22 protein-coding genes and 2 pseudogenes are annotated in these 23,638 nt (G+C 62.9%); 20 read left to right on the top strand and 4 right to left on the bottom strand.

What is annotated here, in order from left to right:
- Window positions 1-83: 83 nt before the first annotated feature.
- Genes IF88_RS0101140 through IF88_RS0101130 form a run of 3 tightly spaced genes read right to left on the bottom strand, consistent with a single transcriptional unit; the run spans window position 84 to window position 2,120 of the window.
- Entirely contained in the window at window positions 84-896 is an 813-nt protein-coding gene (locus IF88_RS0101140) for an AAA family ATPase (protein WP_234323405.1), read from the bottom strand.
- Between the two features lie 40 nt (window positions 897-936).
- On the bottom strand, window positions 937-1,779 hold the full coding sequence (locus IF88_RS0101135) for a RecB family exonuclease (RefSeq protein WP_234323404.1): 843 nt from the start codon (window positions 1,777-1,779) through the stop codon (window positions 937-939).
- Entirely contained in the window at window positions 1,776-2,120 is a 345-nt protein-coding gene (locus IF88_RS0101130) for a hypothetical protein (RefSeq protein ID WP_030706492.1), read from the bottom strand. Before IF88_RS0101130 ends, IF88_RS0101135 begins: the two co-directional genes overlap by 4 nt.
- A gap of 535 nt (window positions 2,121-2,655) precedes the next feature.
- On the opposite strand from IF88_RS0101130, the gene IF88_RS0101125 reads away from it, so the two are divergent.
- The gene (locus IF88_RS0101125; RefSeq protein ID WP_063754709.1) at window positions 2,656-3,504 is read left to right on the top strand and encodes a helix-turn-helix transcriptional regulator; all 849 of its coding nucleotides are present in this window, start codon (window positions 2,656-2,658) and stop codon (window positions 3,502-3,504) included.
- Between the two features lie 31 nt (window positions 3,505-3,535).
- Window positions 3,536-3,940 (top strand): acyl-CoA thioesterase, encoded by a 405-nt coding sequence (locus IF88_RS0101120; RefSeq protein WP_030706485.1) that lies wholly within the window; start codon window positions 3,536-3,538, stop codon window positions 3,938-3,940.
- A gap of 99 nt (window positions 3,941-4,039) precedes the next feature.
- Here the strand turns inward: IF88_RS0101120 and IF88_RS0101115 are convergent, their stop codons facing one another.
- On the bottom strand, window positions 4,040-4,525 hold the full coding sequence (locus IF88_RS0101115; protein WP_030706484.1) for a hypothetical protein: 486 nt from the start codon (window positions 4,523-4,525) through the stop codon (window positions 4,040-4,042).
- A 670-nt stretch (window positions 4,526-5,195) separates the two neighbouring features.
- On the opposite strand from IF88_RS0101115, the gene IF88_RS49515 reads away from it, so the two are divergent.
- The 18 genes and pseudogenes from IF88_RS49515 to IF88_RS0101025 all read left to right on the top strand — a co-directional run bounded on the left by IF88_RS49515 (window position 5,196) and on the right by IF88_RS0101025 (window position 23,636).
- On the top strand, window positions 5,196-5,525 hold the full coding sequence (locus IF88_RS49515; RefSeq protein ID WP_030706483.1) for an HNH endonuclease signature motif containing protein: 330 nt from the start codon (window positions 5,196-5,198) through the stop codon (window positions 5,523-5,525).
- A 34-nt stretch (window positions 5,526-5,559) separates the two neighbouring features.
- Window positions 5,560-5,745, top strand: coding sequence for a hypothetical protein (locus IF88_RS0101105; RefSeq protein ID WP_030706481.1), 186 nt, complete (start codon window positions 5,560-5,562; stop codon window positions 5,743-5,745).
- Window positions 5,745-6,182 carry a hypothetical protein gene (locus IF88_RS0101100; RefSeq protein WP_030706478.1) on the top strand — a complete coding sequence of 146 codons (438 nt, stop codon included), beginning with the start codon at window positions 5,745-5,747 and terminating at the stop codon, window positions 6,180-6,182. Before IF88_RS0101105 ends, IF88_RS0101100 begins: the two co-directional genes overlap by 1 nt.
- A gap of 34 nt (window positions 6,183-6,216) precedes the next feature.
- Complete coding sequence (locus tag IF88_RS43055) at window positions 6,217-7,776, top strand: terminase large subunit (RefSeq protein WP_078892622.1); 1,560 nt, start codon at window positions 6,217-6,219, stop codon at window positions 7,774-7,776.
- Window positions 7,777-7,864: 88 nt separating this feature from the next.
- Window positions 7,865-9,301 carry a phage portal protein gene (locus tag IF88_RS43050; protein WP_234323403.1) on the top strand — a complete coding sequence of 479 codons (1,437 nt, stop codon included), beginning with the start codon at window positions 7,865-7,867 and terminating at the stop codon, window positions 9,299-9,301.
- 63 nt (window positions 9,302-9,364) lie between these two features.
- Complete coding sequence (locus IF88_RS0101080; protein ID WP_051836238.1) at window positions 9,365-9,925, top strand: hypothetical protein; 561 nt, start codon at window positions 9,365-9,367, stop codon at window positions 9,923-9,925.
- Between the two features lie 72 nt (window positions 9,926-9,997).
- Entirely contained in the window at window positions 9,998-11,107 is a 1,110-nt protein-coding gene (locus IF88_RS0101075; protein ID WP_199808011.1) for a hypothetical protein, read from the top strand.
- 34 nt (window positions 11,108-11,141) lie between these two features.
- Window positions 11,142-11,483: a hypothetical protein gene (locus IF88_RS0101070; RefSeq protein WP_030706469.1), complete on the top strand. Its 342-nt coding sequence runs from the start codon at window positions 11,142-11,144 to the stop codon at window positions 11,481-11,483.
- Window positions 11,480-11,809, top strand: coding sequence for a hypothetical protein (locus tag IF88_RS0101065; RefSeq protein ID WP_051836237.1), 330 nt, complete (start codon window positions 11,480-11,482; stop codon window positions 11,807-11,809). The genes IF88_RS0101070 and IF88_RS0101065 overlap by 4 nt, the downstream gene beginning before the upstream one ends.
- On the top strand, window positions 11,809-12,138 hold the full coding sequence (locus IF88_RS0101060) for a hypothetical protein (protein ID WP_030706465.1): 330 nt from the start codon (window positions 11,809-11,811) through the stop codon (window positions 12,136-12,138). The genes IF88_RS0101065 and IF88_RS0101060 overlap by 1 nt, the downstream gene beginning before the upstream one ends.
- The gene (locus tag IF88_RS0101055; protein ID WP_030706463.1) at window positions 12,138-12,521 is read left to right on the top strand and encodes a hypothetical protein; all 384 of its coding nucleotides are present in this window, start codon (window positions 12,138-12,140) and stop codon (window positions 12,519-12,521) included. The genes IF88_RS0101060 and IF88_RS0101055 overlap by 1 nt, the downstream gene beginning before the upstream one ends.
- 110 nt (window positions 12,522-12,631) lie before the next feature.
- Window positions 12,632-13,543, top strand: a complete 912-nt coding sequence (locus tag IF88_RS47125) for a hypothetical protein (RefSeq protein ID WP_063754706.1) — start codon at window positions 12,632-12,634, stop codon at window positions 13,541-13,543.
- 80 nt (window positions 13,544-13,623) lie between these two features.
- Complete coding sequence (locus IF88_RS0101045; protein ID WP_030706459.1) at window positions 13,624-13,914, top strand: hypothetical protein; 291 nt, start codon at window positions 13,624-13,626, stop codon at window positions 13,912-13,914.
- Between the two features lie 412 nt (window positions 13,915-14,326).
- Window positions 14,327-15,853 (top strand): annotated as a pseudogene (locus IF88_RS49510) (tape measure protein); the annotation flags it as partial.
- Between the two features lie 3,744 nt (window positions 15,854-19,597).
- Window positions 19,598-19,867, top strand: a pseudogene (locus tag IF88_RS49505) (transglycosylase SLT domain-containing protein); the annotation flags it as partial.
- Window positions 19,868-20,284: 417 nt separating this feature from the next.
- Entirely contained in the window at window positions 20,285-21,190 is a 906-nt protein-coding gene (locus IF88_RS0101035; RefSeq protein WP_051836235.1) for a phage tail domain-containing protein, read from the top strand.
- Window positions 21,191-21,192: 2 nt separating this feature from the next.
- Window positions 21,193-22,566, top strand: coding sequence for a Gp37-like protein (locus IF88_RS0101030; RefSeq protein WP_030706453.1), 1,374 nt, complete (start codon window positions 21,193-21,195; stop codon window positions 22,564-22,566).
- Window positions 22,566-23,636: a hypothetical protein gene (locus IF88_RS0101025; RefSeq protein WP_051836233.1), complete on the top strand. Its 1,071-nt coding sequence runs from the start codon at window positions 22,566-22,568 to the stop codon at window positions 23,634-23,636. The genes IF88_RS0101030 and IF88_RS0101025 overlap by 1 nt, the downstream gene beginning before the upstream one ends.
- Window positions 23,637-23,638 lie beyond the last annotated feature (2 nt).

The raw sequence follows: 23,638 nt of genomic DNA, 5'->3' as shown, positions 1-23,638 counted from the left end.
CTTCCTCGGAGGATTCATCCCCCCGCCCTTCTTCCTCAAGTGTGTCACATTCCAACTCGACGCCCAAATAGAAAGCCTGTGAGCTAGAACTCATCGTTCAGGTCGCAGATTTGGAGGTTCGACGTGTTGACCTCGAACGAGGCGTACGTCTCCCCGCTCGGATCGGTGAACCCCTCACGATTCTTCACGGGGCTGATGTGCAGGGTGCGGCCGTTCATACCGTCCACTTCCGCATGGATGGTGAGCACCACCGATGGCACGCGCCCGATCTTGCCCTTCACACCGTCCAGCGGGATCGGCTTGATACCGGAGCTGTACTCGCCCACGACATGATGCATGGCCATCACATGAGAGTGGGTCTCCCTGGCCATCTCGTTGAAGTAGTCGCAGAGTCCTTCAAGGCCGAAGGTATATTCCTCGGCGTTCGAACTGCCGCCGCCGTCCACGTTGGTGATGTTGTCAACAATCACCAGGTGTGGATAGATGCCGAATACCTCCCGGTAGCACTCAAGGTGGGTCTCGATCTCCTTGGGTGTCGGCCGGGCCTGGTAGTTGAAGCGAAGCCACCACCGTTTCGCCAGGGCAGCTTCATACTCGGCGAAGGAACCGTCGTTGGCGACCAGCTTCTTCTTGATGTCCCGCGCGTTGTCGCCGGTGATCATCGCCGTCGCTCGTGACAGCTGCGTGGCGGCCGTACTGTCCGCGCTGAAATAGAGCGTGGGAACGTTGGACCAGACCGCCAGCCACAGGGCGGCGAGAGACTTACCGGTACCACCTCCGGCGCAGACGACGGAGAAGTCTCCGCGACGGAACTCCACTTCGAGCTTCGAGAGTCCGGTGAAGGGGTTCTTGAGGGGTTCGCCTGCCGCACCGCGGACGAGGATGGATTGATTCAAGCTGAACAATTCAGCACCTCCATAGTGTCACATTCCAACTTCAGCGCCGAGAAAAAGCGCAGGCGTATGCCACGTCGCAGAACCGGCAGCCGAATCCAGGCTTGGGCGGGAAGTCGCCAGCCTTCACGCCCTGATCCATCCGTACGATGCGCTCGGTAATCTCGTCCTCGTCGGCGTCGGCCAGCTTGACGGGCCGGGACACCTTTCCCGTCTTGGCGAGGTACCAGTCCCCGTTCGTGACGGGAGCCTCTTCGGGGTACAACTGGTTCACCGCGAGGCCGTAGACCCAGAGCTGGAACTTCGACTTGGTGGAGCCGGTCTTGAGGTCCCGGACGCGACGACTCATGTCCATGTTCAGGAGGACCTGATCGATGAAGCCGCGGACCTTCACCCCTCCGAACTCGGCCATGAAGTAGAGCTCGATGGCCGGCGTGCCGTCAGCCACCTGCCAGACGCCGTCCCGCTTGCGTTTCTTCGGGTGCCACAGCGCAGGCGCGTTCTCCTGGACGTACTCCACGTACTCACGTGTCTGGCGTGAGCCCGCCTCGTACCGCTCCTCCAGGTCGTCAGCGGCGGTGCCCTTGTTGGCCCTCATCCACTGCCCGATGTCGTTGAGCTTGCCCATGTCCCGGTTGATGCCGTCGCAGTACTCGTCCTGAAAGACCCGTACCACGTCGTCTGCGGCCATCTCACGCCCGGACTTCTCGAACTTCTCAGCAGCAGTGTGGAAGGAGGTGCCGTGGGTGCTCCAAGCCGCAGGCCGGGGCTCCACCTTCTCCGCCCGCTTGAGCCAGCCCTTGTAAGGGCATTCTTCATACTCGGTGATCTGACTGACCGAGCGGGGCATGCCCGCCCAGCGCTCGTAGTTGGCCTCAACGGTCACGTGGTCTCCTCCTGAAAGATTCCGAACTGAATGAACGACGTAGACCCCTTCATCCTGGGGTGGGGCCATTCGCAGATGTCGCTGTAGACGATGACGCAATCCTGCACGGGCTGCCCTGCCCTCTCTGCAAGAAGGGCGAGCTGCTGCTGTTCGGCAGCTCCCATGTTGTTTCCGAGGGTCACCGTGGTGATCTTTCCGTAGCCGACCGCAGTGGTCGTCACAATTCCGGACGCGGTGGTTTCCGCGGGCGGCTCCGACCACTGCTCGCACTGCGCGAAGGCAGTGACGATTTCAGCAGCCCGAACATGGACCTTCACACCTTCGAAGGTTTCGAACACCATGCTCCTCTTTCGCTTCCGACGGCACCGGCCGCCGCGCCTTGAACCATACAGGCGCAGGTCAGCCGAGTGTCACACTCCAACTGTGTTGACGGTCACAAATCGCACACCATCGCGTAACGACGCGCCCGATCCGGCAGTGTGACGATCCCCACGGCAGCACAAACGCATATCTCTCCCCCTGGGGGCATGCACCCCCGTAGCGGGCCGGCCTTCGGAACGGCCAGGGCCTCACCCCGACGCCAACTCCCCAAGTACCGAGCGGAGTCGGCCGCACGGCGCCGGGGCGCTTCCATGATTCTTACCTATGCCGAACCGGAACGACGTTTCCGGAAGTCGCGCTCCGCAAGTTACCTGCGTTACATCTTCGGTTGAGCGCACAACCATCCAGCCCCCTCGATCGTCTTCGCAAAAACGCCTTCTGCGCAACGGCCTCGATCTGTCTTCCGCACGGCCAAAATCCCGAGCTGACTGTCAGTGGGCTCCGGTAGGGTCCTCGGTAAAGAGACGCTAAAACGACTCCCGGGAGATAAAGCAAATGCAGGCTGGTTTGGCAGGGAACTCTCACACCGACTCTGAATTCGGTGACGAGAATTCTGGTCTGCCTCGGTTCTTGCGCGCATGGCGGGCGGCAGCAGGTCAGAAGATGGGCCTCCACAAGCCCATGCCGCAGGCCCTTGTAGCCCAACGCTGCAAGATGAGCGACCGGTGGTACAGGGACATGGAGAAGGGCTACATGCCCCGGCCCGACCGCGAGGCCATGGAGCGCTTGGCCGACGCCTTGCTCCTGGAGCCCGACCAGCGACTGACGCTCTTCCTCTACACCGTTGGCTGCACCCCGCCCGCAGGCGTGACGGCCATCCACGACTCTCCGGAGCACAGGGCCATACAGCTAGTTCTGGACCAGCAGGACCCCCGGCCGGCCTACGTCTCCGACGCCGACTGGAACGTCATCGCGTACAACCGGCCCATGGGCGAATGGTTCCCGTGGGTACGGGAAGAGGGCGCGAACCTGATGCACTGGGGGCTGATCAACCCCGAGTCCCGCGACCAGCTCGTGAGCTGGGAAAGCCATGCCCGCGTGTACCTGAGCATGATCCGTCTGGAACTCGCTCGGGGCCGCAGTACCAGCGTCCTGCCCCAGATCCTTGAGCAGGCCCTTGAGGACCCGCTGATCCGTGACTACTGGGCCGAGGACACGACCGTGGTCGCCAACCGGGACGGTCATCACTTCCGGCTTCGCATACCGCGGTTCAATGGGGAGATCGACCTCATCTCCCAGGTCTTCATCCCTGCGCGCTTCGAGAACCTGCGCCTGGTCCTGCTCACCTGGCCCCACGAGGCGGAGAGCCCCACCGGCTTCATGGTTCCGCCCGTCATCGGCTGAACCTCACCCACACACAAGCGAGCCCTTCAAGATGAACGCATTCACCTTCCAGTGCCAGATTCGCTGGTCCGACATGGACGCGAACGGCCACGTGAACAATTCGGTGTACTCCCGGTACCTCGAAGAGACCCGCATGAACATGTTCGCGGACCTCGTACCCGAGGACCCGGACGAACGTCTGGCAGCCAACTTCGTCGTCTCGGAGCAGTCGATAAAGTTCGTCCGACCGCTCGTCTACAGCACTGCCCCCGTCACCATCACCGCGCGGGTAACGGGAATGAAAGCCGTGTCCTTCTCGCTTGACTGCGAGATTCACGATGCCGAGACCACCTACATCAAGGCCAGCACGCTCATGGTTGCCTTCGACTCGAAGGCGGGCCGGGTCCGCCGGATGTCGGACACCGAGCGGCACTCCCTTGAACGGTTCATGAACTAACTAACCCGCGCCGCCATATGGCAGGCAGACAGCCCACGGGCCCCCGGTGTGTACCCGGGGGCCCGTGGCCGTGTCCGAAGGCCGGCTCGCGGCCACGTCTCACTCGTCTGCGAGGGTGATCGCGTTGAGGTAATCGCCCTCGGGAAGCTCGCGGTCCCTGGGCCACCGCACGATCAACGCACCATCCGCGTCCGTCCTCGGCTCCAGGCCGAATCCCCCTGCGGTCTCGCGGTCGTACGTGACGATCAGGTTCTTATCCCTGATCTTCTTCTCGAAGCGGGCCGCTGCCAACAGGTGTGTCTCGTTGAGCTGGTCATCACCCAGCGCCGCCCGCAGATAGGCCCGCAACTGCTTCGCCAAGTAGGTGTTGTGGTGCGAACCCTTCTCCTTGGTCGTCAGCACGTCCCACGGGATCAGCTCCGTGATGACCGTCTTGGAGACCTGCCGCCGGTAGTACCCGCCCAAGGTGAGTGCCTTGTTCACGGCCTGGCCGGAGACCTCGTAGCGCTTCCCGATCTGCTCGTCGGTCAAGCCCTGCTGCGAGAGACGGATCAAGGTGTTGAGATCCGGCAGACGCTTCTCCACGGGCCCCCTCCTTCCATGTGACGTGCACCGAACGCGCTTACATGATCGAAGGTAGCACTGCGATCGACTCGCGAAGCGCCAGGAAGTTGCATCACACTCCAACCTGAGAGGCATGTCACATCCCAACTCGAATGTTCGTTCGATCGATCGTTCGGCAGCGTGTGCCTCGTGTCACATCCCCACTTGGCGGTGTCCGCTTGCCATCCCCCGGACACCGACATAGTTAGTGAGAAGAAGAAAGAAGAGTCAGTAAAAGCTGATCCATTCTCCCTAAGAAGCATCCTCTCTGACTTACAAGAGTCAGAGAGAGATTCCTTCCTGTTAGATCTCCTGTCGAGTATTCCAGTAGAGGTCCAGGAAGGCATTGGCCCCGGAGCCAGAACAGAAACCTCCGGGGCCTCTCATTCAACCGACTGAGAGTGATCGTCTTGAGTCGGCCAAGGCAAGGTAGCTCCTTGCTGGCGTGGTGGTGTACGGCTGCACTCCGACAATAGGGGCTTTGAAAGCCCCGACGATAGGAAGACCGGGTTCAACTCCCGGCCAGCGCACGAGCGGTACGGAGTTCTGACAGGGAAACCCGGCGTTGTCAGGCCCTCGCAAGGGAGCGGCCCCGAAAGGGGCAGCGGTTCGAATCCGCCCTACCGCCTTACAAGTTCACAGAGGAGGACTGATGCCGAGAGCCAAACAGATTTGCCTCGTGAGCGGGTGTACCTCTGTGACCATTCGTTCCGGCCGGTGTGAGGAGCATGCTCCCGCGGCCCGAAAGGGCTGGGACCGGCCTTCTGCCCGGAACCAGACCCGCCCAGGTGACTGGTCGTCCCGAAGGGCGAAGGTGCTGACCCGTGACCGGTTCACCTGCCAGAAGTGCGGGACGCGCGAAAACCTCCAGGTCGATCACCTCATCCCCGTCTCTCGGGGCGGGAGTTGGGATCTTGACAACCTCTGGACGCTATGTGGCCGTTGCCACGCGCTCAAGACCTACTACCAAGACCGAGGCTGAGCCCCGGTTAGTTCATGCATGGAGCCGTGATGTGATGACCGACCCCGAACCGTGGGATGCCTGGGCCGACGAACGCGACCAGGAGTACGCCCCGTACCGAGGGCGTCAGCCCTCGAAGGCCGCGGTGAAGCGGCGGTGGCACCAGGACGCGAGGACCGAGCTGCACGAGCTCGGCGAGCTGTACGGGGTCTCTCCTGACGTGGCGAACGGAGCGATCTGATGCCTGCTCGGCGCGGGCCTGCCCCGAATCCCAACTCCGCTCGAAGGAACACGGACCATGCCCTGGGCGAGCGCAAGCTGTCCGGCCAGATCGGTGCCGGCCGTGAACTCCCCAAGGCCCTCGGCATCACCACCTCCGGAGCCAAGCGCTTCTGGAAGACGTGGGCCTCGGCTCCTCAGACCGAGGACTGGATGGATACCGACTGGACCGAGCTGGAGATCGTCACGAAGCTCGTGGATGCCTTCTACCTCGGAGACATGAAGCTCGCCGGTGAGATTCGCCAGCGCGTGGGCAAGTGGGGCGCCACCACCGAGGACCGGGCCAGACTCCGGATGTCCTTCGACAAGCAGGCCCAGGGCGAGGCCGCGGGACCGCCCCAGACCACTTCGCACGCAGACATGGATGCGGAGCTGTTCAAGCTTCTCAGCGAGGGTTGAGCACAGTTCTCCCCTGATCCCGAGGGGAGTTCAGATGCAGACCGGAAACCTTCCCAAGGGTGTGCCGGCCCCTCACGAAACCCTCGGCTACGGCATCATCCGCTGGGCCCAGACCTACATCGTGCAGCCTGACGGAGACAGCGCGGGCGAGAGCTGGAAGTTCACGAACGAGCAGCTTCGCTTTGTTCTTTGGTTCTACGCGATCAACTCGGATGGGACCTGGAAGTACTCGGCCGGCACCCTGCGTCGGGCAAAGGGGTGGGGGAAAACGCCCCTGCTCGCGGCGTTGGCGATCGTAGAGTTCATCGGTCCCTGTCGGTTCAGTCACTTTGATGAGCACGGCCTGCCTGTCGGTAAGCGTGTTCCCTTGCCTGTCGTACAGCTCGGCGCAACCGCGCTGGACCAGACACAGCAGACCCTCGACATGATCCGCGGGATGCTGTCCGAGTCTCCGGCCGAGAAGGAATACGGCCTGGAGATCTCGAAGTCGATGGTTCAGTTCAAGTCCGGCAAGCCGGGCTCGATCACGCCGAAGGCGACCAGCGGCCGAACAAACGAAGGTAACCGTCCAACTTTTATCGTGATGGACGAGGTCCATCACTGGGTGAGTTCCACAGGCGGCCCTGATTTCTATCAGGTGTTGAAGCGAAATGTCGAAAAAACCACGAAGGCTGGTAGCCGGTGGGTGACGACAACGAATGCATTCAACCCCAACGAAGACTCGGTAGCTCAGATCATCTTCGAATCCGACATGGTGGCCCAGGGTTATTGGCTCTACGACTGCCTTGAGGGCTCCCTAGAAGTAGAAGACATCCGGGACGAAGAGAAGGTGTCCGCAGCCCTTCGGGAAGCTTACGGGGATGCTCACTGGGCCGATATCGAGGGTCTGACGAAAACGATCCTCTACGACCGCACGACTCCCGACTCGACATACTTCCGCTTCTTCTTCAACCAGATCGCCGAGTCGAGTGATGGCTGGATGTCCAAGGCCGAGTGGGACGCCTGCGAAGCCGAAAACGACATCGAGGCCGGCGAACAGATAGCAATCGGTTTCGATGGAAGTGTCCGAGGCGACGGAACTGCTTTGGTAGGCGTCAGATTGCGCGATGCCAAACTGTTCGTCCTCGGCAAGTGGTTGCGCCCCGAGCACGCGAAAGATGACTGGGAAGTCGATGTCCTCTCGGTCGAAGCCGCCGTCAAACGGGCTTTCAAAACCTATCGCGTGGAATGGATGTACGCCGACCCTCCATGGTGGCAAGAGAATATCGGCCGCTGGGCGGTGGAGTGGGGCGACGATTACGTTTTTGAGTACTGGACCAATAAGCCTACTCGCATGGTTCAGGCCGTCGAGAGATTCCGTACCGCTGTCATGGTCGGTGACCTCTCCCATGTTGGCGATCCCGAAATGACTCGCCATGTCCTCAACGCCGTTGTTCGTGAAGTTCCTCAAGGTGACCTGATCGTCAAGGACTCACCTCGATCCAAACGCAAAATCGATATCGCGGTGGCCGCCGTACTTGCACTTGAAGCACGCGCGGACGCGATTGCGGATGGACGCCTCCAAATCAAAAGGAGGCGAGTAGTCGGTTTCTGAGCCCCGCTCGAAAGGGGCCCGGATGGTAGCTGCTCTTGATAAGTCGATAGGCCAGGAAGGCGTCATGTCGCCTCCGTCCACTCCACAGATGTGGATGGACTACCTGTCATCGAAGCTTTCCTCCCGCGCGGGTCGCTTCAAGCGATTTGGGGAATATTACGACGGCAAGCATCAGAAGATGCTCTTCTCTCAGTCGAAGTACAGGACTGAGTTCGCCCACGTCTTCGACCGCTGGAACGACAACTTCTGCGGCTTGATCATCGACAGCGTCAACGAGCGCATGTTCATCGACGGCTTCCGCCTGTCGAAGGAACCGGCGGAAGACGATCTGGCCCGCGAGATCTGGCAGCGAAACCGGATGGACTCGGAGTCCAACTCCGCCCACTTGGACGCCATGATCCAGGGAGCCGCGTACGCGGTCGTCTGGGGCGACGAGTCCGGCAAGGCCGTGATCTCCGTCGAGTCCGCTGAACACGTCGCGGTGCAGTACAAACCCGGCTCCCGTCACGAGATCGAGGCCGCGGCCAAGTTCTACGTCGATGACTGGGGCCGCCAGTTCTGCACTCTCTGGCTCGCGAACTCCGTCCACGTCGGCAACTGGAAGATCGGCGGCTACACCATCGACGGGCCGGCCAAGCCAAACCCCCTCGGTGTCGTACCTGTCGTTCCCATCCAGAACCGGACCCGTCTTGTCGGCGAACCCATGTCGGACCTGGCCACGGTCATACCGATTCAGGACGCGATCAACAAGACCGTATCGGACTCCCTTGTCGCATCCGAATACGCTGCCTGGCCTCAGCGCTACGTAACCGGCCTTGAGATTCAGGAAGACGAGAACGGCAACCCGATCGAGCCTTTCAAGGTCGCCGTGGACAAGCTCCTCCAGGCCGAGGACCCGGCCGCCAGCTTCGGCCAATTCGAAGCCGCGAATCTCTCGAACTACGTCGACCTCGTGGACATGCTGACCATGCACATGGCGAGTATCGCGAGGGTCCCGTTCCATTACATGCTCAAGGGCGGCCAGCCTCCGAGCGGCGACGCGATCACGTCGGCCGAAGCCGGTCTGGTATCGAAGACCCGAGAGCGGATGCTGCACTTCGGTGAAGCATGGGAGCGCACTATGAGGCTCGCCATAGCCGTGGAGAACGGCGGGAAGCTACGCGAGGAGTATGAGGCCGCGGAGGTCATCTGGCGCGATCCCGAAAATAGGACCGAGGCCCAGCACATTGACGCGCTTCTCAAGCTCCAGCAGCTCAACGTTCCAAAGCAGCAGCTCTGGCAGGACGCTGGATACACCCCTTCTCAGATCGCACGATTTGATCAGCTCCTGGAAGAAGAGGCCAAGACCGAAATGGAACGGGCCGACAAGTATCAGACCGATGCTCAGAAGCAGGAGCTTGCCATCGCCCAGCAGGGCGCCGACGACAAGTCGGCCGTCTCCGGCGCAAAGGCCAAGGCTCAAGCCATGAAGCCTGCGCAGGGGAACTCCGGCAATGCGAACCGTCAACGTTTCGAGAAGAAGTAGCAGAAACGTTCCCTCTACGGCCGCCGAAATGGTGGCCCTTCCCAATCCGAAATGGATGATCACATGAGCGACGACCAGACGACCACTGATACCGGCACCACGGTCAGCGTGCACGATGGTGCTGACGCTGCCGCGTTTCAGGCGGAGCTCGACAAGTGGAAGGCCCTGTCCCGCAAGAACGAGGACCGCTTCAAGCAGGCGTCCACAGAGCTTGAGGGATACCGCCAGTCCCACATGTCCGACACCGAGAAGGCCATCGAAGCGGCTCGGGCGGAGGCCCGAAACGCGGCCCTCTCCGAGGTGGGGACCAAGCTCATCAGCGCAGAGCTTCGTGCAGCCTCCTCAGCGGCCGGAGTGACACTTCCCGGCGCCGAGTATCTGAACCTTGACTCGTTTCTCGGCGAGGACGGAAACCCGGACTCGGTACGTATCGAGGCGTTCGTGTCGTCCCTTCCCAAGCCGAGCACCACGCAGCCTTACGCGCAGGATCTCGGCCTCGGTCGTCAGGGGAGCCCGGCCGCCGGCCAGCTCACTCGTGAGGACCTTTCCCGCATGTCTCCGAGGGAGATCAACGAGGCCCGTAAGGCGGGCAAGTGTGAAGCCCTCATGCGAGGCGAAATCTAGAGCAGGCCTCTTTTTTGCGCTCAAAGTTGGAGTGTGAGATTCGGGCGCCTGCCTTTTCTCTAAGGAATCTATATGGCTGGTAACGACTTCACTACTCAGGCAGCTTCGGGCCTTCTGACCGGCGGCCCTGCTGGGCAGGACCCGACACTCAAGGGTCACGGCGTCTTCGTTCCGGAGCTGTGGACTGCCCAGCTCCTCCAGGACCTTGAGGACAATCTGATCCTCGGTTCCGCGGAGATCACCAACCGGAACTATGAGGGCGAGTTCCGGCGTGAAGGTGACCGCATCCGCATCCCTCACTTCGTCGACACCGTTGAGGACAAGGGCCTGGTGAAGGCTTACGGCGAGATCGGCGACAAGGACCACGCGGCTCTTGAGTACATTCCGATGACCGTAGGCAAGGGTTCCTCGTTCCACATCGAGATTGACGCCCTTCACCAGCTCCAGACGAAGAGCGGCATCGACCTCATGTCGGAGCTGGTACGTCAGCGTGGCCGCCAGGCGGCCGTCTCCATCGACCGGATGCTGGCTCAGACCCTGACCGCGGCCGTCGTCGGCAAGGACCTGAACGGCGCGGAAGCCATGCCGGCCGACGCGTCCACCCTGCCCGCCCTTCACGGCAAGATCGACACGGTTACGCCGAACGCTCTGGAGTCCGAGGTCATCGGCGTCTATGACTACGTGGTGGCGATGCTGGAGAACCTGGACCTCAAGAACGCTCCCGACTCTCGGTACCTGTTCATCTCGCCGCGTCTGCGGTCGCTGCTTCTGCGTGACCCGAAGTTTGTCGACGCCAGCCACTTCGGTGGCGGCGCGGTCATGCCGTCCGGCGCCATCGGCACGATCCTCGGCATTCCCGTCCAGGTCTCGAACACCCTGGGCAAGGAGCGGCCGACCGAGGCCAAGTTCGTCAAGGGCCGCCGCCACGACGCCCTCAACAGCATCGACATGTTCATGGGCTCCACTTCGGCCACCAGCCTCGTCATCCCGTTCGCGCAGATGGAGGCGTACAAGCCGGAGAAGAGCTTCACCGACGCCATCAAGTCGCGCGTAATCTACGACGCCAAGGTGATCCGGCCGGAGCAGCTTCTCGTTGCCACGGGGGTCGAGAAGGCGATCGTGGACCACAACAAGGTGGCCGTGGAGAAGAACCGGACTGTGGCCGTGCAGGCAGCCAAGTAGCCCCTTTTTTGTGCCCAAAGTTGGGATGTGACACATGAGCATCACCGTGGACGACATCTCTGTTCGCCTGGGGCGCACGATCGGGGACGACGAGAAGCCGAGAGTGGAGGCGTTCATTGAGGACGCCTCCGCCCTCGTGCAGGATTACTGCGGCAGTGGTTACGCGCAGACTCCGGGCATCAAGGCGGTGATCTGCGCCGAGGTCATCCGATGGCTTGCCGTTGCCCCAGGCATCGTGAGTGAGCGTGTCGGAGACATCCAGGTCGAGTTCGGATCCTCCGCGACCACCCAATCCCTCTCCCCAGCAGCCAGAGCCTCCCTCAAGAGGTACCGCAGGAAGCTCGCCTCCATCTCCCTGATCCGGGAGGCGGAATGAAGAACCTGTTCACCGATGAGGTCCAGGTCCTCCGCGCCGGCCTGACGGACACGGCCTACGGAAGGAAGCGGGACTGGGACCACACGAACGTGGTTTTCAAGGGGCTCGGCAACGTCCAGCCTGACCGCTCCTTCGAGGTCCGCTCCCCGGAACGGGAGACCGCCCAGGAACGGATTCTGGTGTACCTGCCCTTCGGGGCCGACGTGGGTTCCGCGGATCGGGTCCGTTTTGGATCACGGCTGTACGAGGTGGACGGCGTCCCGTCGCCCTGGGGGCACGGCTCCCTGCGGCACGTATGCGCTCGGGCCTGGCGGGTGGAGCACTGATGGCCGCCCGCGTCCGCTTGATCCTCGACGAGGCCGCCATTCATCGACTCATGTCCTCAACCGAGACGGCTCGGGTGCTTGCCCAGAAGGCGTCGGCCATTGCGGCGAGCGCCCGCGGATCTGCCCCCAAGAACCGCAGGGGCTCGTGGAACATGTACGCCCTCTCCCTCTCCGTCACCGCGTACGAGGTCGAGGGGATCGTTCATTCAGCGGTGCAGGCAGACCGGCATGCCCTCCTCATTGAATACGGCTGGCGGGACAAGAGCGGCCGACGCCATCCCGGCAGTCACACCTTGAAGGACGCCCTGATGAAGGAGCGTGAGAGCTGATGCGCCTCGACCCCGTGTCGGTGGTCTTCGACTACCTCAAGGGCCTGAATGAACTAACTAACTTCGTGACCGGTGATCTGGTGGGACGCGAACCGGGAGACACCACGATCTACCTGGAGCACGCCGGGGGGCACCGCGTGATCCGGGCCCGCATGGACCGGGCCGACATCACGTACCAGGTGTATGCGAAGGATCGGGCCGAAGCCTCGGCCGTCGCCTACCGGGTCCGTGAGCTGCTGCTTGAAGACCTGCCGGCCCGCGTTGTGGGTGGCGCACTGGTGCTCGACGTGGACGAGGCAATCAGCCCACGCTACTTCCCCGACGCGACATCCCGCGAGCACACCTATCAGGGCGAAGTGATCCTCTTCCTGACCGACGCGTAAGCCTGCGTACGGCCTCTCTTTTTTGCCCTCGAAGTTGGAATGTGACATTCGCGCCAGCTTCTCAGCCCCCTGCCCGGGGGCTTTTTTCATGCCCATTCACAGGAGGCCCCATGGCTGAGAACTCCGGCAATTCCAAGAAGATCCGCTTCGCACCCTCGGGCGAGATCTACGTCGCACCGGCCGAGCGGGTTGCGAACATCCTGCCCCGGGACACTGTCCCGTTCACCGCAGACGGCGACTTCCGTGCCCTGGGCTACGTGGACGAGGGCGGCGTGACCATTACCCCGTCCATCGAGACCGACCCGGTCAACGTGTGGCAGTCCGCGGTACCCGTCCTCTACAACGTGAAGTCCGCATCCTTCCAGGTCAAGGCAACCCTGATGGAAACGAATCAGCTCACGACCGAGCTGTTCTTCGGAGCCAAGTGGGTACCGGCCACCGACAAGGAGGGCAAGGTCATCGCGGGCACCTTCCGCCTCGACCTCAAGTCCACTCCTGAGCTTTCCGAACTCGCTCTCGTCGTGGACTGGTCGCAGACCGTTGATGGTCGGCCGGTCCGATACCGCTGCGTCATCGGTCGAGCCATGATTTCGGACCGTGGTGCAATTCAGCTCCAGCGGGCCGAGAACGGCAAGTTCGAGCTGACGATTGACGCCCTGGACCGCTCCGGAAACCTCGGCTACGTCCTCACCGACGACCAGGTCATCGATGGCCCCGTCGAGGTGGCCACCAAGGTGACCCTCCAGCCGGGAATCGTTGAGCAGAGCGGCCACTTCGATGTGGTCGGCCAGGGCTTCCCCAAGGGCGAGGCCGTCACCCTGACGTTCTCCTCCGAGACCGGCAAGTTCACCCGGACGGCCAAGGCCGTCGAGGAGAACGGCTCCTTCGTCGTACCGGTCACGGTCGCGACGGATACCCCGATCGGCCAGTACACCGTCAAGGCCAGCGCCGGATCGGTCGTCAACGTGGAAGCCATCGGCAAGCTGACGGTGAACGCCAAGCAGGCGGAGCCCGGCAAGTAGCAGAAACCTTTCCCCGTGGCGGGGAGGGATAAATCCCCGCCCCCTTCTCATCATCCCCACCTGTCATCCCTGGAGTTCCCATGGCCACTGCCAAGAAGACCACGACCGCCGCCAAGTCCGCCGAGGCGAAGGACCAGGACACTGCCTTCGAGTTCAAGGGCGAGCAGTTCCTCATCAAGTCCCCCATGAACCTTCCGGACGAGGTCCTGGACGTGATCGAGGAGGGTGCCGGCGAACGGGCCATCACGCGGGCCATCGTCGGCCCGGAGCAGTGGGCCAAGTACCGGGCTCTGCGCTGCACCATCGGCGAGTTCAACGAGTTCCTGGAGAAGGTCACCGAGGCCGCGGGCTTCGGTGAGCCGGGAAACTGATACAGACCGTCCGCATCCTGCACGAGTACAGCGACCCCCTTGAAGCCGACCTTCTGTCGCACTTCGGGGTTGACCTGCTCGACCTGTGGTCCGGGCGGCTGTCTCTGCGCCGTGTCCATGTCCTAATCCAGGCTCTCTTCAAGAAGCCTGGAGAATCGCTGCTTCTCATCGAGATCGATGACGCAACTTCCTGGACCGAGACGAATCACATTCTTGCCCGGATCTCCGATGGTCTCGAACTGTCGAACTATCTCTTCATCAAGGCCAACTCAGGCGAGGACGACGACCTCGCGCCCCCGGAGCCACTTCCCCGCCCTGGGCGGGTTGCAGAGAAGCCGAAGCCTCGCGAGTTCGCCTCCGGCGATGACGTGGCTTCGTTCTTCAACACCTTCGGCAACCCCTAGGAGGCTGCATGGCTACGCGAGGAAGGGCGCCGGTCAAGGTCGGCGCCGGTTACATCGAGATATACCCGGAGCTTTCGAAGACTGCGCTGGCACGGCTCCGAACGGACCTCACCACACAGTTGACCGCCATGGGCAAGGCCGGGGCCGCAGCCTTCTCCAAGGGCCTCACGGGCGGATTCCAGGGAATCGCCACTGCCACTTCCAAGGCAGCGAAGCAGGCCGGGAAGGCGACCGAGAAGGAAGCGGTCGACACCTCTAACAAGCTCCGCCAGATCGAACGGAGCTTGACCCGCTTCCACGGTGAGGAGGCCGGCACTCAGTTCCGCACCTATCGCAACCTGGCAAGGCAGCGCGAGCAGCTTGAGGAAGGCACCTCCCGTGTAACCCGTCAGGCGATTGCCGACACTGTTCGCGCAAACCGCCAGGCCACTCAGGACACGATCCGCCAGGCCCGCGAGGAGCAGGAACAGAAGGCCCGCCTCCAGCGCGAAGCCCTGGCCGAGACCCGTCGACGCGTCCAGGCGGAGCGGACCGAGGAACGGGCCCTGGCCCGCGATGTCGCGCAGGTCAGGCGCGAGCAGGCCACCGCGGCTCGGCAGGCTGCCGCTGAGCAGAGGGCCGCCCAACAGGAGCTGGCTGCCGCTGTGCGTCGGCGGCTCGCCGAGGAGCGCGCAGCCAATCAGGCCCGCGTCGGTTTTCTGCGTGATGAGCTGCGCGGTCTCCAGCAGACCCGCTCGGCGTACGCCGACACGATCACCAGCAACCGTCGCCAGGTAGCCACCTGGGACCGCGAACACCGTGCGTCCACGCGGTCCGCTGGAGAGCAGTGGAAGTCCCTCTCGCAGTCCACGGAAACCTACGGCCAGAACCTTGAGCAGGTCGGCCGGAGCATCACACAGAACCTCGTAGCCCCGCTGGCCATCGCCGCCGGGTACGTCACCAAGATCGGTGCCACGAGCGCCGACATGCAGTTCTACTCCTCGGAGGGCCTGAACCGGGCCGGCTTCAACCAGAAGGAAGTAGCCAAGGGACTCCAGGCAATCCAGGACTTCGCGGTTCACACCCCGTTCTCGCTGGAGGACATGACCGACAAGTTCTCCCAGGTTGCGCGCAACTTCGAGTCCTACGGCAACTCGACTTCGGATTCCCTCAAGAAGTCCGAGCTGCTGATCAAGGGCATCGCGGACTACGCCGCCTCTTTCGGTGTCACCAGTCCGGAGAAGGTCAAGGGCGGCATGATGGCCGCCGACATGATGATGGACCAGGGCAAGCTGTCCACCCGGTACCTTCGTCAGTTCGTCCGAGGCACCGGTATCCCGATGAACGAGCTCGGCAAGATCGCCGGGTACAAGGGCGGTCCCGACTTCCTCAAGGAGGTCCAGGACCCCAAGGGCGGTGTGAACTCCAAGGAGTTCTTCGACAAGTTCATCAAGGTGTATCAGACGGCTCCCGGCGTGAAGGGGTCCGCGGAAGCTCTTGGCACTGGCTCCATCGGCGGACACTTCACGTCCGTCAAGGAGCAGATGCAGTTGACCCTCGGCAAGCTCTTCGGTGGCTTCTCGGAGGAGACCGGGAAGTTCGAGTGGACCGAGCTTGGGAAGAACACGCACAAGCTTGCTGACAGGCTCCAGGACCTCGTTGAGGACCCGGACTTCCAGAAGCTCGCGGGCGGCCTGTCCGGCAACCTGATCAAGGCCCTGAACCTCCTCCTCGGTGGCATCGAGAAGACCCAAGGGTTCTTGAACGACCATCCCTGGCTCAAGGATCTCGTGGCCAAGGCCGTCAAGGTCGTCGCAGTGTTGGGGCCGCTGGCCATCGCGATAGGGCTGGCCACCAAGGTTCTCGGCAAGGTAGGAAAATCGTTCCTCCCGCTGATGAAGCTGACGGGTGGTCTGGCGAAGGGGGTACGCGGCGGCTACCGCACCGCGAACCAGTTCCTCTCCGGCGTCGCGGCCGGTCGGGGCAACTTCCGTGAGGCGTACCAGGCTCGACGCGCCGAGAACCACGACGGCGATGACCGGTCTCTTGTCCGGCGTGGCATGGACCGGATGCGGGGACAGGACAGCCGCTCCACCCGTCTGACGGTTGAGACGAGCGATGCCGAGAACGCCCTTCGGCAGGTGGATCAGCGAATCCAGCAGATCCAGAGCCGGATCTACAACCTCAACCGGGAACGGCTGAACTCGCTCGCCAACGAGCTGGGCGGCGAGGCCGGCACGAGTGTCCGCGGTGGTGCTCAGGGCGCTGACCGTGAGATCGATCAGACGCGCCTGTCGGTGCGGGAGCTGAACCAGGCCCCGCTGGCCGAACTGGGTCAGCGGCTCCTGTCCGTCAAGGAGAAGGCCGATACGGCACAGTCCGGCATTAAGCAGGTCCGCCAGGCCGTGAACGACCTCAATGACGGCAAGCTCGGCATGGTCCGTCAGCAGGTCGAGTTCTTGAAGGAGAAGGCCGAGACCGCGAAGCGGTACATCGCGCAGGTGGCGTCCGCGGTGCAGGATCTCAACGGTCGTTCCCTGGACAGTCTCCGCGCGAAGTTCTCCTCGAACCTCACCCCTGCGATCAGGGAGTCGCACTCGGAGGCCAAGGACCTCAACGACCGGATCAAGGACATCAACGGGCGGGCCTTGGGGCAGATCACCGGCAAGGTTCGTACCCTGCGTGACGCCCTGGACCAGGCCGAGAACAAGGCCGGTGGCCTCGGCGGCAAGCTCGGCTCCGTCAACGAGCTCACCGGCTTCGGCGGGGGCGGCAACGGCAAGAACAAGGGCAAGGGTCACGCTCTCGGTGGCATCGTCCCCGGCTACGCGCCAGGGGTGGACAACTACCACGCGATCCTCTCCCCGGGTGAGGCGGTCCTCCGTCCCGAGGTCGCCAACGCCCTCGGCTCCGACACCATCAACGGATGGAACTCGGCTGCTGCTCGTGGCCGGATCACACGGCACGCGAAAGGCAAGGCCGGTAAGGGTTCCTCAAAGTCCGGGACTTGGCCTCTCAGCATCCTGGAAGAGCTGTACGACATCGTGAACGTGGGCCCCGGGATCGGGGCCTTCACGGGTGGTATCGGTATGGCGGGTGCCGGTCAGGCCATCGGTGGCGAGACGGGTTCGAACGTTCGCCACTGGGGTGCCCAGGCTGGCGGAGACGGGGCCGGCCGACTGGTGAACGACCGGTTCGGAAAGATGAAGGATTTCATCCTTGAGCGAGTTCCGTCGTTCCTGACCAAGGCTCCTACCGGTATCGGAAACCTGATCGGTATCGCCGCTGGCGGTATCGCACCGACGGCCGGTCAGCTTTTCTGGGATGACGTCTGGAAGGGTGACGGGAATATCCTCCAGCGTGGCGGTCACTTTATGACCGACATGGTGAAGGCGATACCTCAGATCCTAAAGGATCTCGTATCGAATATCTGGGATTCCGGTGCCGAAATCCTCGGCGCCTTGAAGGATGCGATATCCGATCCGGTCGGTTTCTTCGAGGACGCCTTGTCCTCTGTGAAGTCGATGTTCCAGGGCATGGTCGACCAGGTCAAGGAGATGGTCCGCCTACTCCAGGAAATCTGGTCGAATCCCTCCGAATATGCCGAGGAAGTATTCGACAATTTCGTCGTACGCGTCAAGGAACTGATGCCCAACACAAAGGGCCTATTCCAGTTCGCGGACGGCGGAGTCGTCCCCGGCTACTCGCCTGGCAATGACCGCGTTCACGCGATGCTGTCGCCGGGCGAAGCAGTCCTGCGCCCGGAGGCGGCCCGGTTCCTCGGCCATGCAGCTATCCAACGACTCAACGCGGGCGCCAAGTCAGGATCTCTTTCCTCGTCTTCGAAGTTGGAAAGTGACACTCCTGTCCCTGATGCGAAGGCGTACGAGGAAGTGGTAGCCAAGATCATCGCGTCTCTGGAGGACCTAACAAAGGCCGTGGCGGCTCACCGCTCGGCGTCGGCCGCCGACTGGGACCAGGTGGCGACGACGGTCCGGACGGCAGTTGACGGCACGATCACCCCGGCACAGGTCAGGTGGGTCCAGCACATGTCCGGACCCCTGGCCCAGACCGAGCGGGTCTTCCGGTCCACGAACCAGGGCGTCTGGGTCAGCGTGGCGGCCCAGGTCTCCTCGTCAGTCTCCGACGTGTCCAGTTCCCTGACACGGCTCCGCGGCAACGTGGAAGCGACCAAGCGGTTCTTCGAAACCTCCGGGTCTCAGATTCGGACCGCGTGGGGACAGGCCATGTCGTACGTGGACTCGTCCACCAGGAGCACGGTCACCGGCCCCTACAACAGGGGTGCCGTGCCGATGCTGTCCTCGATGGCGAAGCTGGCCGGCACGGGGGCTCCCCTGTCTCCGGTGCAGTTCTCGACCGGCGGCATCGTGCCGGGCTACCAGCCTGGCGTCGATACGGTCCCGGCCATCCTGTCGAAGGGTGAGGGAATCCTTCGCCCCGAGGTCGTTCGGTCCCTCGGGCCGGACACCATCCTCCGCTGGAACGAGCAGGCCCGAAAGGGCGGCCACGTCTACGCGAAGGGCGGAATTGTCGGCCAGGCCGCGTTCACCGGCCCGACCGGTGCGGACTGGGTGGGCAAGCACAAGGAAGACGATTTCGAAGGCTATACCTCCGCCCTCAAGGCCGGGTGGTCGTCGGTCGTCAAGCCGATGCTCGACACCGTGACCCGCACCTTCGGTGTTCCGGGGGACCTCAGCTCCAGGGGCTTCGAGAAGACGCAGCCGTGGGCACAGACGTGGACCAAGTGGGTTGATGACCACACCTCCGGGGGTGGCGGTGCGGCCGTCAAGGTCGCCTTGGACGAGTTCCGCACCGAGGCCCCGATGGTGGGCGGCTCCAAGTACAGCCTCGGCACCGGGGAAGCCTGGTGCGCCGACTTCATTTCCTACGTGGTCGACAAGGCCGGGGCCAATGCGGCGTACGGAAACAGCCCCCAGGGGGCGCCGCGGAATCGGTGGCCGGCCGTAGCTACCTGGAACGGGGCCATGCGTCACGTACCGGTTGCGCAGTCCCAGCCGGGTGACCTGATGACCTACCAGGGCAACGGGCACATCAACATCAAGACGGGCACGGACGAGACGGTTGGCGGCAACGAATCCAACTCGTTGAAGCGCAGTCGGGGTTACTGGCGCAACGCGACAGCGGCCCTGCGGCCCACGGGTGGAGTCGCCTCGACTGACGGTCCCGTGCTGAACGCGTGGCCGGGCTCGATCCCGAAGTTCACCGGCACCCTCGGGGGTGGCGTGGATTCCGCGATCGGCCAGTACATCGCACAGGCAATGGGACTGACCAGCGTGAGCGGGCCGAAGTGGTCGGACGGCCTTGCGACGATCATCCGCCGCGAGTCCGGCGGCAACGTCCGGGCGGTGAACAACTCGGACTCCAACGCGAAGGCCGGGACCCCGTCCAAGGGCCTTGCCCAGGTGATCGATCCGACGTTCCGTGCCTATCACCAGGCTGGAACGAGCTGGGACATCTTTGATCCGGTCGCGAACATCGCCGCCGCGATCAACTACATCAAGGATCGGTACGGCGACATCTCACGTGTTCAGCAGGCCGATCCCAGTAAGCCCCCCAAGGGCTACTGGACCGGAACACCGTACGCGTCACCGGGCCTCGCCCTGGTCGGAGAACGAGGCCCCGAGCTGGTCAACTTCCGTGGCGGGGAGAGGGTCTACAACCACGGCGATACCCGAGACCTTCTCGGTAACCGATACGAAATCCACATCCACGAAGCCAAGGCCGAGGACACCACTCAGGCAGTGATTCGCGGACTTCAATACGTGGAGACCATGTACGGAATATAGCGGGAACGAAAGCCCCGGCCCCATCGGCCGGGGCTTTCGCTTGCCCCGAATTGAATGAGGTGCGCTATGCCAGTTCCGGGATACAGGCAACCCAAATGGGAAGAGAACATACCCGTTGTCGGGAAGCCCCCGTCCCCGGATGTCTGGGGGCACACCAACGTGACGATCACCGGGCACAGCGGTATGGGCGAGACCATCTCCCTCACCGACTTCTCCGGCCGGGCCTGGCCGGCCATCTTCCTCCAGGACGGCGCACAGGGCCTCGACATGCCTCCCATGGAGGTCTTCTCCGACACGAGCCCCAACCTCGACGGAGGCTCCTTCCGGTCCACCAAGGCCGCGGCTCGGGAAATCATGCTTCCGCTCTACCTGTACGGCGTGGACCGTAGGACTCTTCTCCGGTTGAAGCGGAACCTCACTCGGACCTTGAACCCGAAGAACGGGCACTGCGTACTTCGCTTCACCGAGGGCGACGGCACGTCCCGATACATCACCGCCTACTACAAGGGCGGCATGGAGGGCAAGGAAGGCCCCGACGACGCCGGGTTCACCTGGTGCCGGTACGGCGTCCAACTGACGGCCTTCGACCCCTGGTTCTACGGAGCCAACGAGGTCATGGCCGAGTGGAAGACCGGGGCGGGGAAGGTCTTCCTCAAGGGGCCGGGCAAGCCCTTCCTGCCCATGGAGATAAGCCGGGGCACGATCACCTCCTCGGGTGTACCGGTCAGCAATCCGGGTGATGTCGAATGCTGGCCCGTGTGGGAACTGGTGGGACCTATCCGGTCCTTCACCATATCCAACGAGGACGGGCAGAAGTTCGGCATCAACAAGGGAGACGGAACCAGGGACATCATCGCCGGAGGCGAGGTCCTTACCGTCGACACCCGTCCAGGATTCAAGACAGTCCGCAGCAGCACAGGTAAGAACTTCTGGCCCGATCTCGACAAGGCGCCGTCCCTGTTCTCAATCCCGTCTGGCGAATCCAAGGTCAGCGTGAAGATGAACCCGGGAGCATCCAGCGCGGCTCTTCGCCTACGGATGCTCCCTCGATACGAAAGCTACTGACCATGGGATACCGCATTGAGGTACGCGACAGGAACCTGAACCGGATAGGCGAGCTGGACACATGGATGAAGATGGACCTGGTCCTCCGTTTGAACCGGGCCGGCTCCTGGCAGCTCCTCGTACGCGATGAGACTCCACAGGCGAAGCTCCTGGAGAAGGGCGGGGGGATCGCCGTCTGGATGGACGAGCGCCCCGACAAGCCAATCTTCTCCGGACAGATCGAAACCTTCCAGAAGTACTGGACGACCGAACAGCACACCGGAGTTGGGTCCGTCTACGTCGGCGGGAAATGCGACAACAAGGTTCCCTACGGATACCTTGCCCTTCCTGGCACCACTGGCGAGGGCGACGCCCGCAAGGTACTGCCCGTCGACCAGCAGTGGAAGGGAGAGGACCGCCGGACCTACGGGTTCGAGGCGGGTCAGGCGTTGTGGGTCGAGTACGACTTCGCCTTCGGCAACCGCGGCCTGCCCGGCCGCAGGGTCCCCGGGGTGGACATGGGCCCGAAGCCCACCACGGCCGGCCTCCCCCCGAAGGTCGGCAAGCCGATCGGTGGGACCCTCCGCTACGACTCGATCGGCACCCTCGCGGAGAACTGGACCAAAGAAGGCGAGATCGCCTACCAGTTCCTCTGGAACCCGGACACACGAAAGATCGAACTAACCGTCTTCGCCCCTGCCGACAAGTCGATGGACGTCCGCTTCTCACCCGAGCTGGGGAACCTGCGCGAGTACATCGCGACCCTGACGGCGCCCCGCGTAACGCGGGTGGTCGTCGCCTGCCAGGGCGAGGGCCAGGAGCGCTTCATCAAGCAGTTCCCGGAGAAGTCCGCGCTGGACGACGACGGTCGGCCGCTGTGGGTGAACGACCTCACCGCGGACGAGCGGGAGTGGGGCTTCGTCATCGAGCAGTTCGTAGACCGGCGCGACGTACCGCTAAAGACAGGCAAGGACGGCGGGCCCGAGCTCGTCACGAAGCTCACGGACGGCAAGGAAGACCTCGGCACAGACCCGGATGGGAAGCCGTGGAAGGACAAACCCACAGCCGTGAAGCACTACCTGGACTCCATCAAGTCCGCAGCTGATGGCGTGTTCAAGGAAAACCAGAAGAACGGCAACTTTCAGGTATATCCCATCGAAACCCCGCAATGCAGGTTCGGACGGGACTACTACCTGGGAGACAAGGTCAGCGTCGATATCGACGGAGAGACCTATGTCGATGTGGTGCGAGAGGTAACCATCACCGTTGAGGACGGCGGTCGCGTCTCGACCGTTACGCCGAAGATCGGTGAACAGGGAACGGGTGAACCGCTCAACCTCTACAAGCATGTGAGCGAGCTTCGAGAGAAGCTGCGCAAGCTGGAAGCGAGACTGTAATGACGGAGACCAGTTACCCCTTCGAAAAGGATGCCGCGGGCGGTGGCCGTACCGCCGTCACCCAGAACGACTGGCAAAGCATGGCCTCGATGTGGTCTGGCGACCGGATCAACATGTTGCTGACCTCAAGCAACCTGGTGCCCGAGGCCATGCCGTTCTACGCTCGCGTGACCGACGTGAACACGATCACCGTGCAGCCGGGCGAGGCATTCGTGGGCGGCTTCTATTACAAGCTGGACGCCCCGGCCGCGATCCGCATCGACAGCAACCTGTCCAAGGACAAGGCCCGCGTCGACCTCCTTGTCCTCCGCGCAGACCTGGCGAAGGGGGCGGTGAACCTCGCTGTCCGACGCGGCGCCGAGTCCACCTCTCCGAAGATCCCGAAGCCGGCCCGACAGCCGGGCGGCGAATGGGAACTCCCCCTGTACGTCATCCGCGTTCCGAAGGGCGGGGGCGGCAACCCCGTCGCAGAGCCGGTCCACCCCTATATGACTGGCGACGACGCTGCCTCGGTCGCCCCTGCTCAGTCCGTCGCCTACCACCAGCCACAGGGCACCTTCATCCGATGCCTGGACCCGAAGAACCAGTACGAGGCATTCAACGGCTCGGACGGATACACCGTGACCCGGGACCTTGGAGCGACGAAGACCTACACGCCCAAGATCCTCAATACTCGCGTCAGCACGGATGACAAACTCCAGGCGCGAGGGCGGTGGAGGTGGATCGCCCCCAATACGATCTGGTACTCCGTCGACATCGCCAACAGCACGGCAACCGATTTCTGGAACAACGCCCAGGACGACTGCATATCTTTCACGCTTCCCATGCCGTTTCACGGCGACATCGGCCAAGTTCTGTCGGGACAGATGACGAACGGCGGATACGACGCGGGAATGCCCAACTTCGTTGACCTCCGCGGCTACACGTGGGGGGGCAACCGTACCAACGTCGCACGAATCCTCTATCAGAATCCCAAGTATCTCCATGAGGGACTTGACTATCTGCGGGTGTTCCCCCGAAATTCATACATCCTCTTCTCCGGCGTCTACGAAACGCAGGGACTCGCCTAACC

Origin of the sequence: Streptomyces sp. NRRL F-2580, from assembly GCF_000720115.1 — a bacterium.
GTDB lineage: Bacteria > Actinomycetota > Actinomycetes > Streptomycetales > Streptomycetaceae > Streptomyces.
This window is presented reverse-complemented; position numbering and strand designations above follow the sequence as displayed.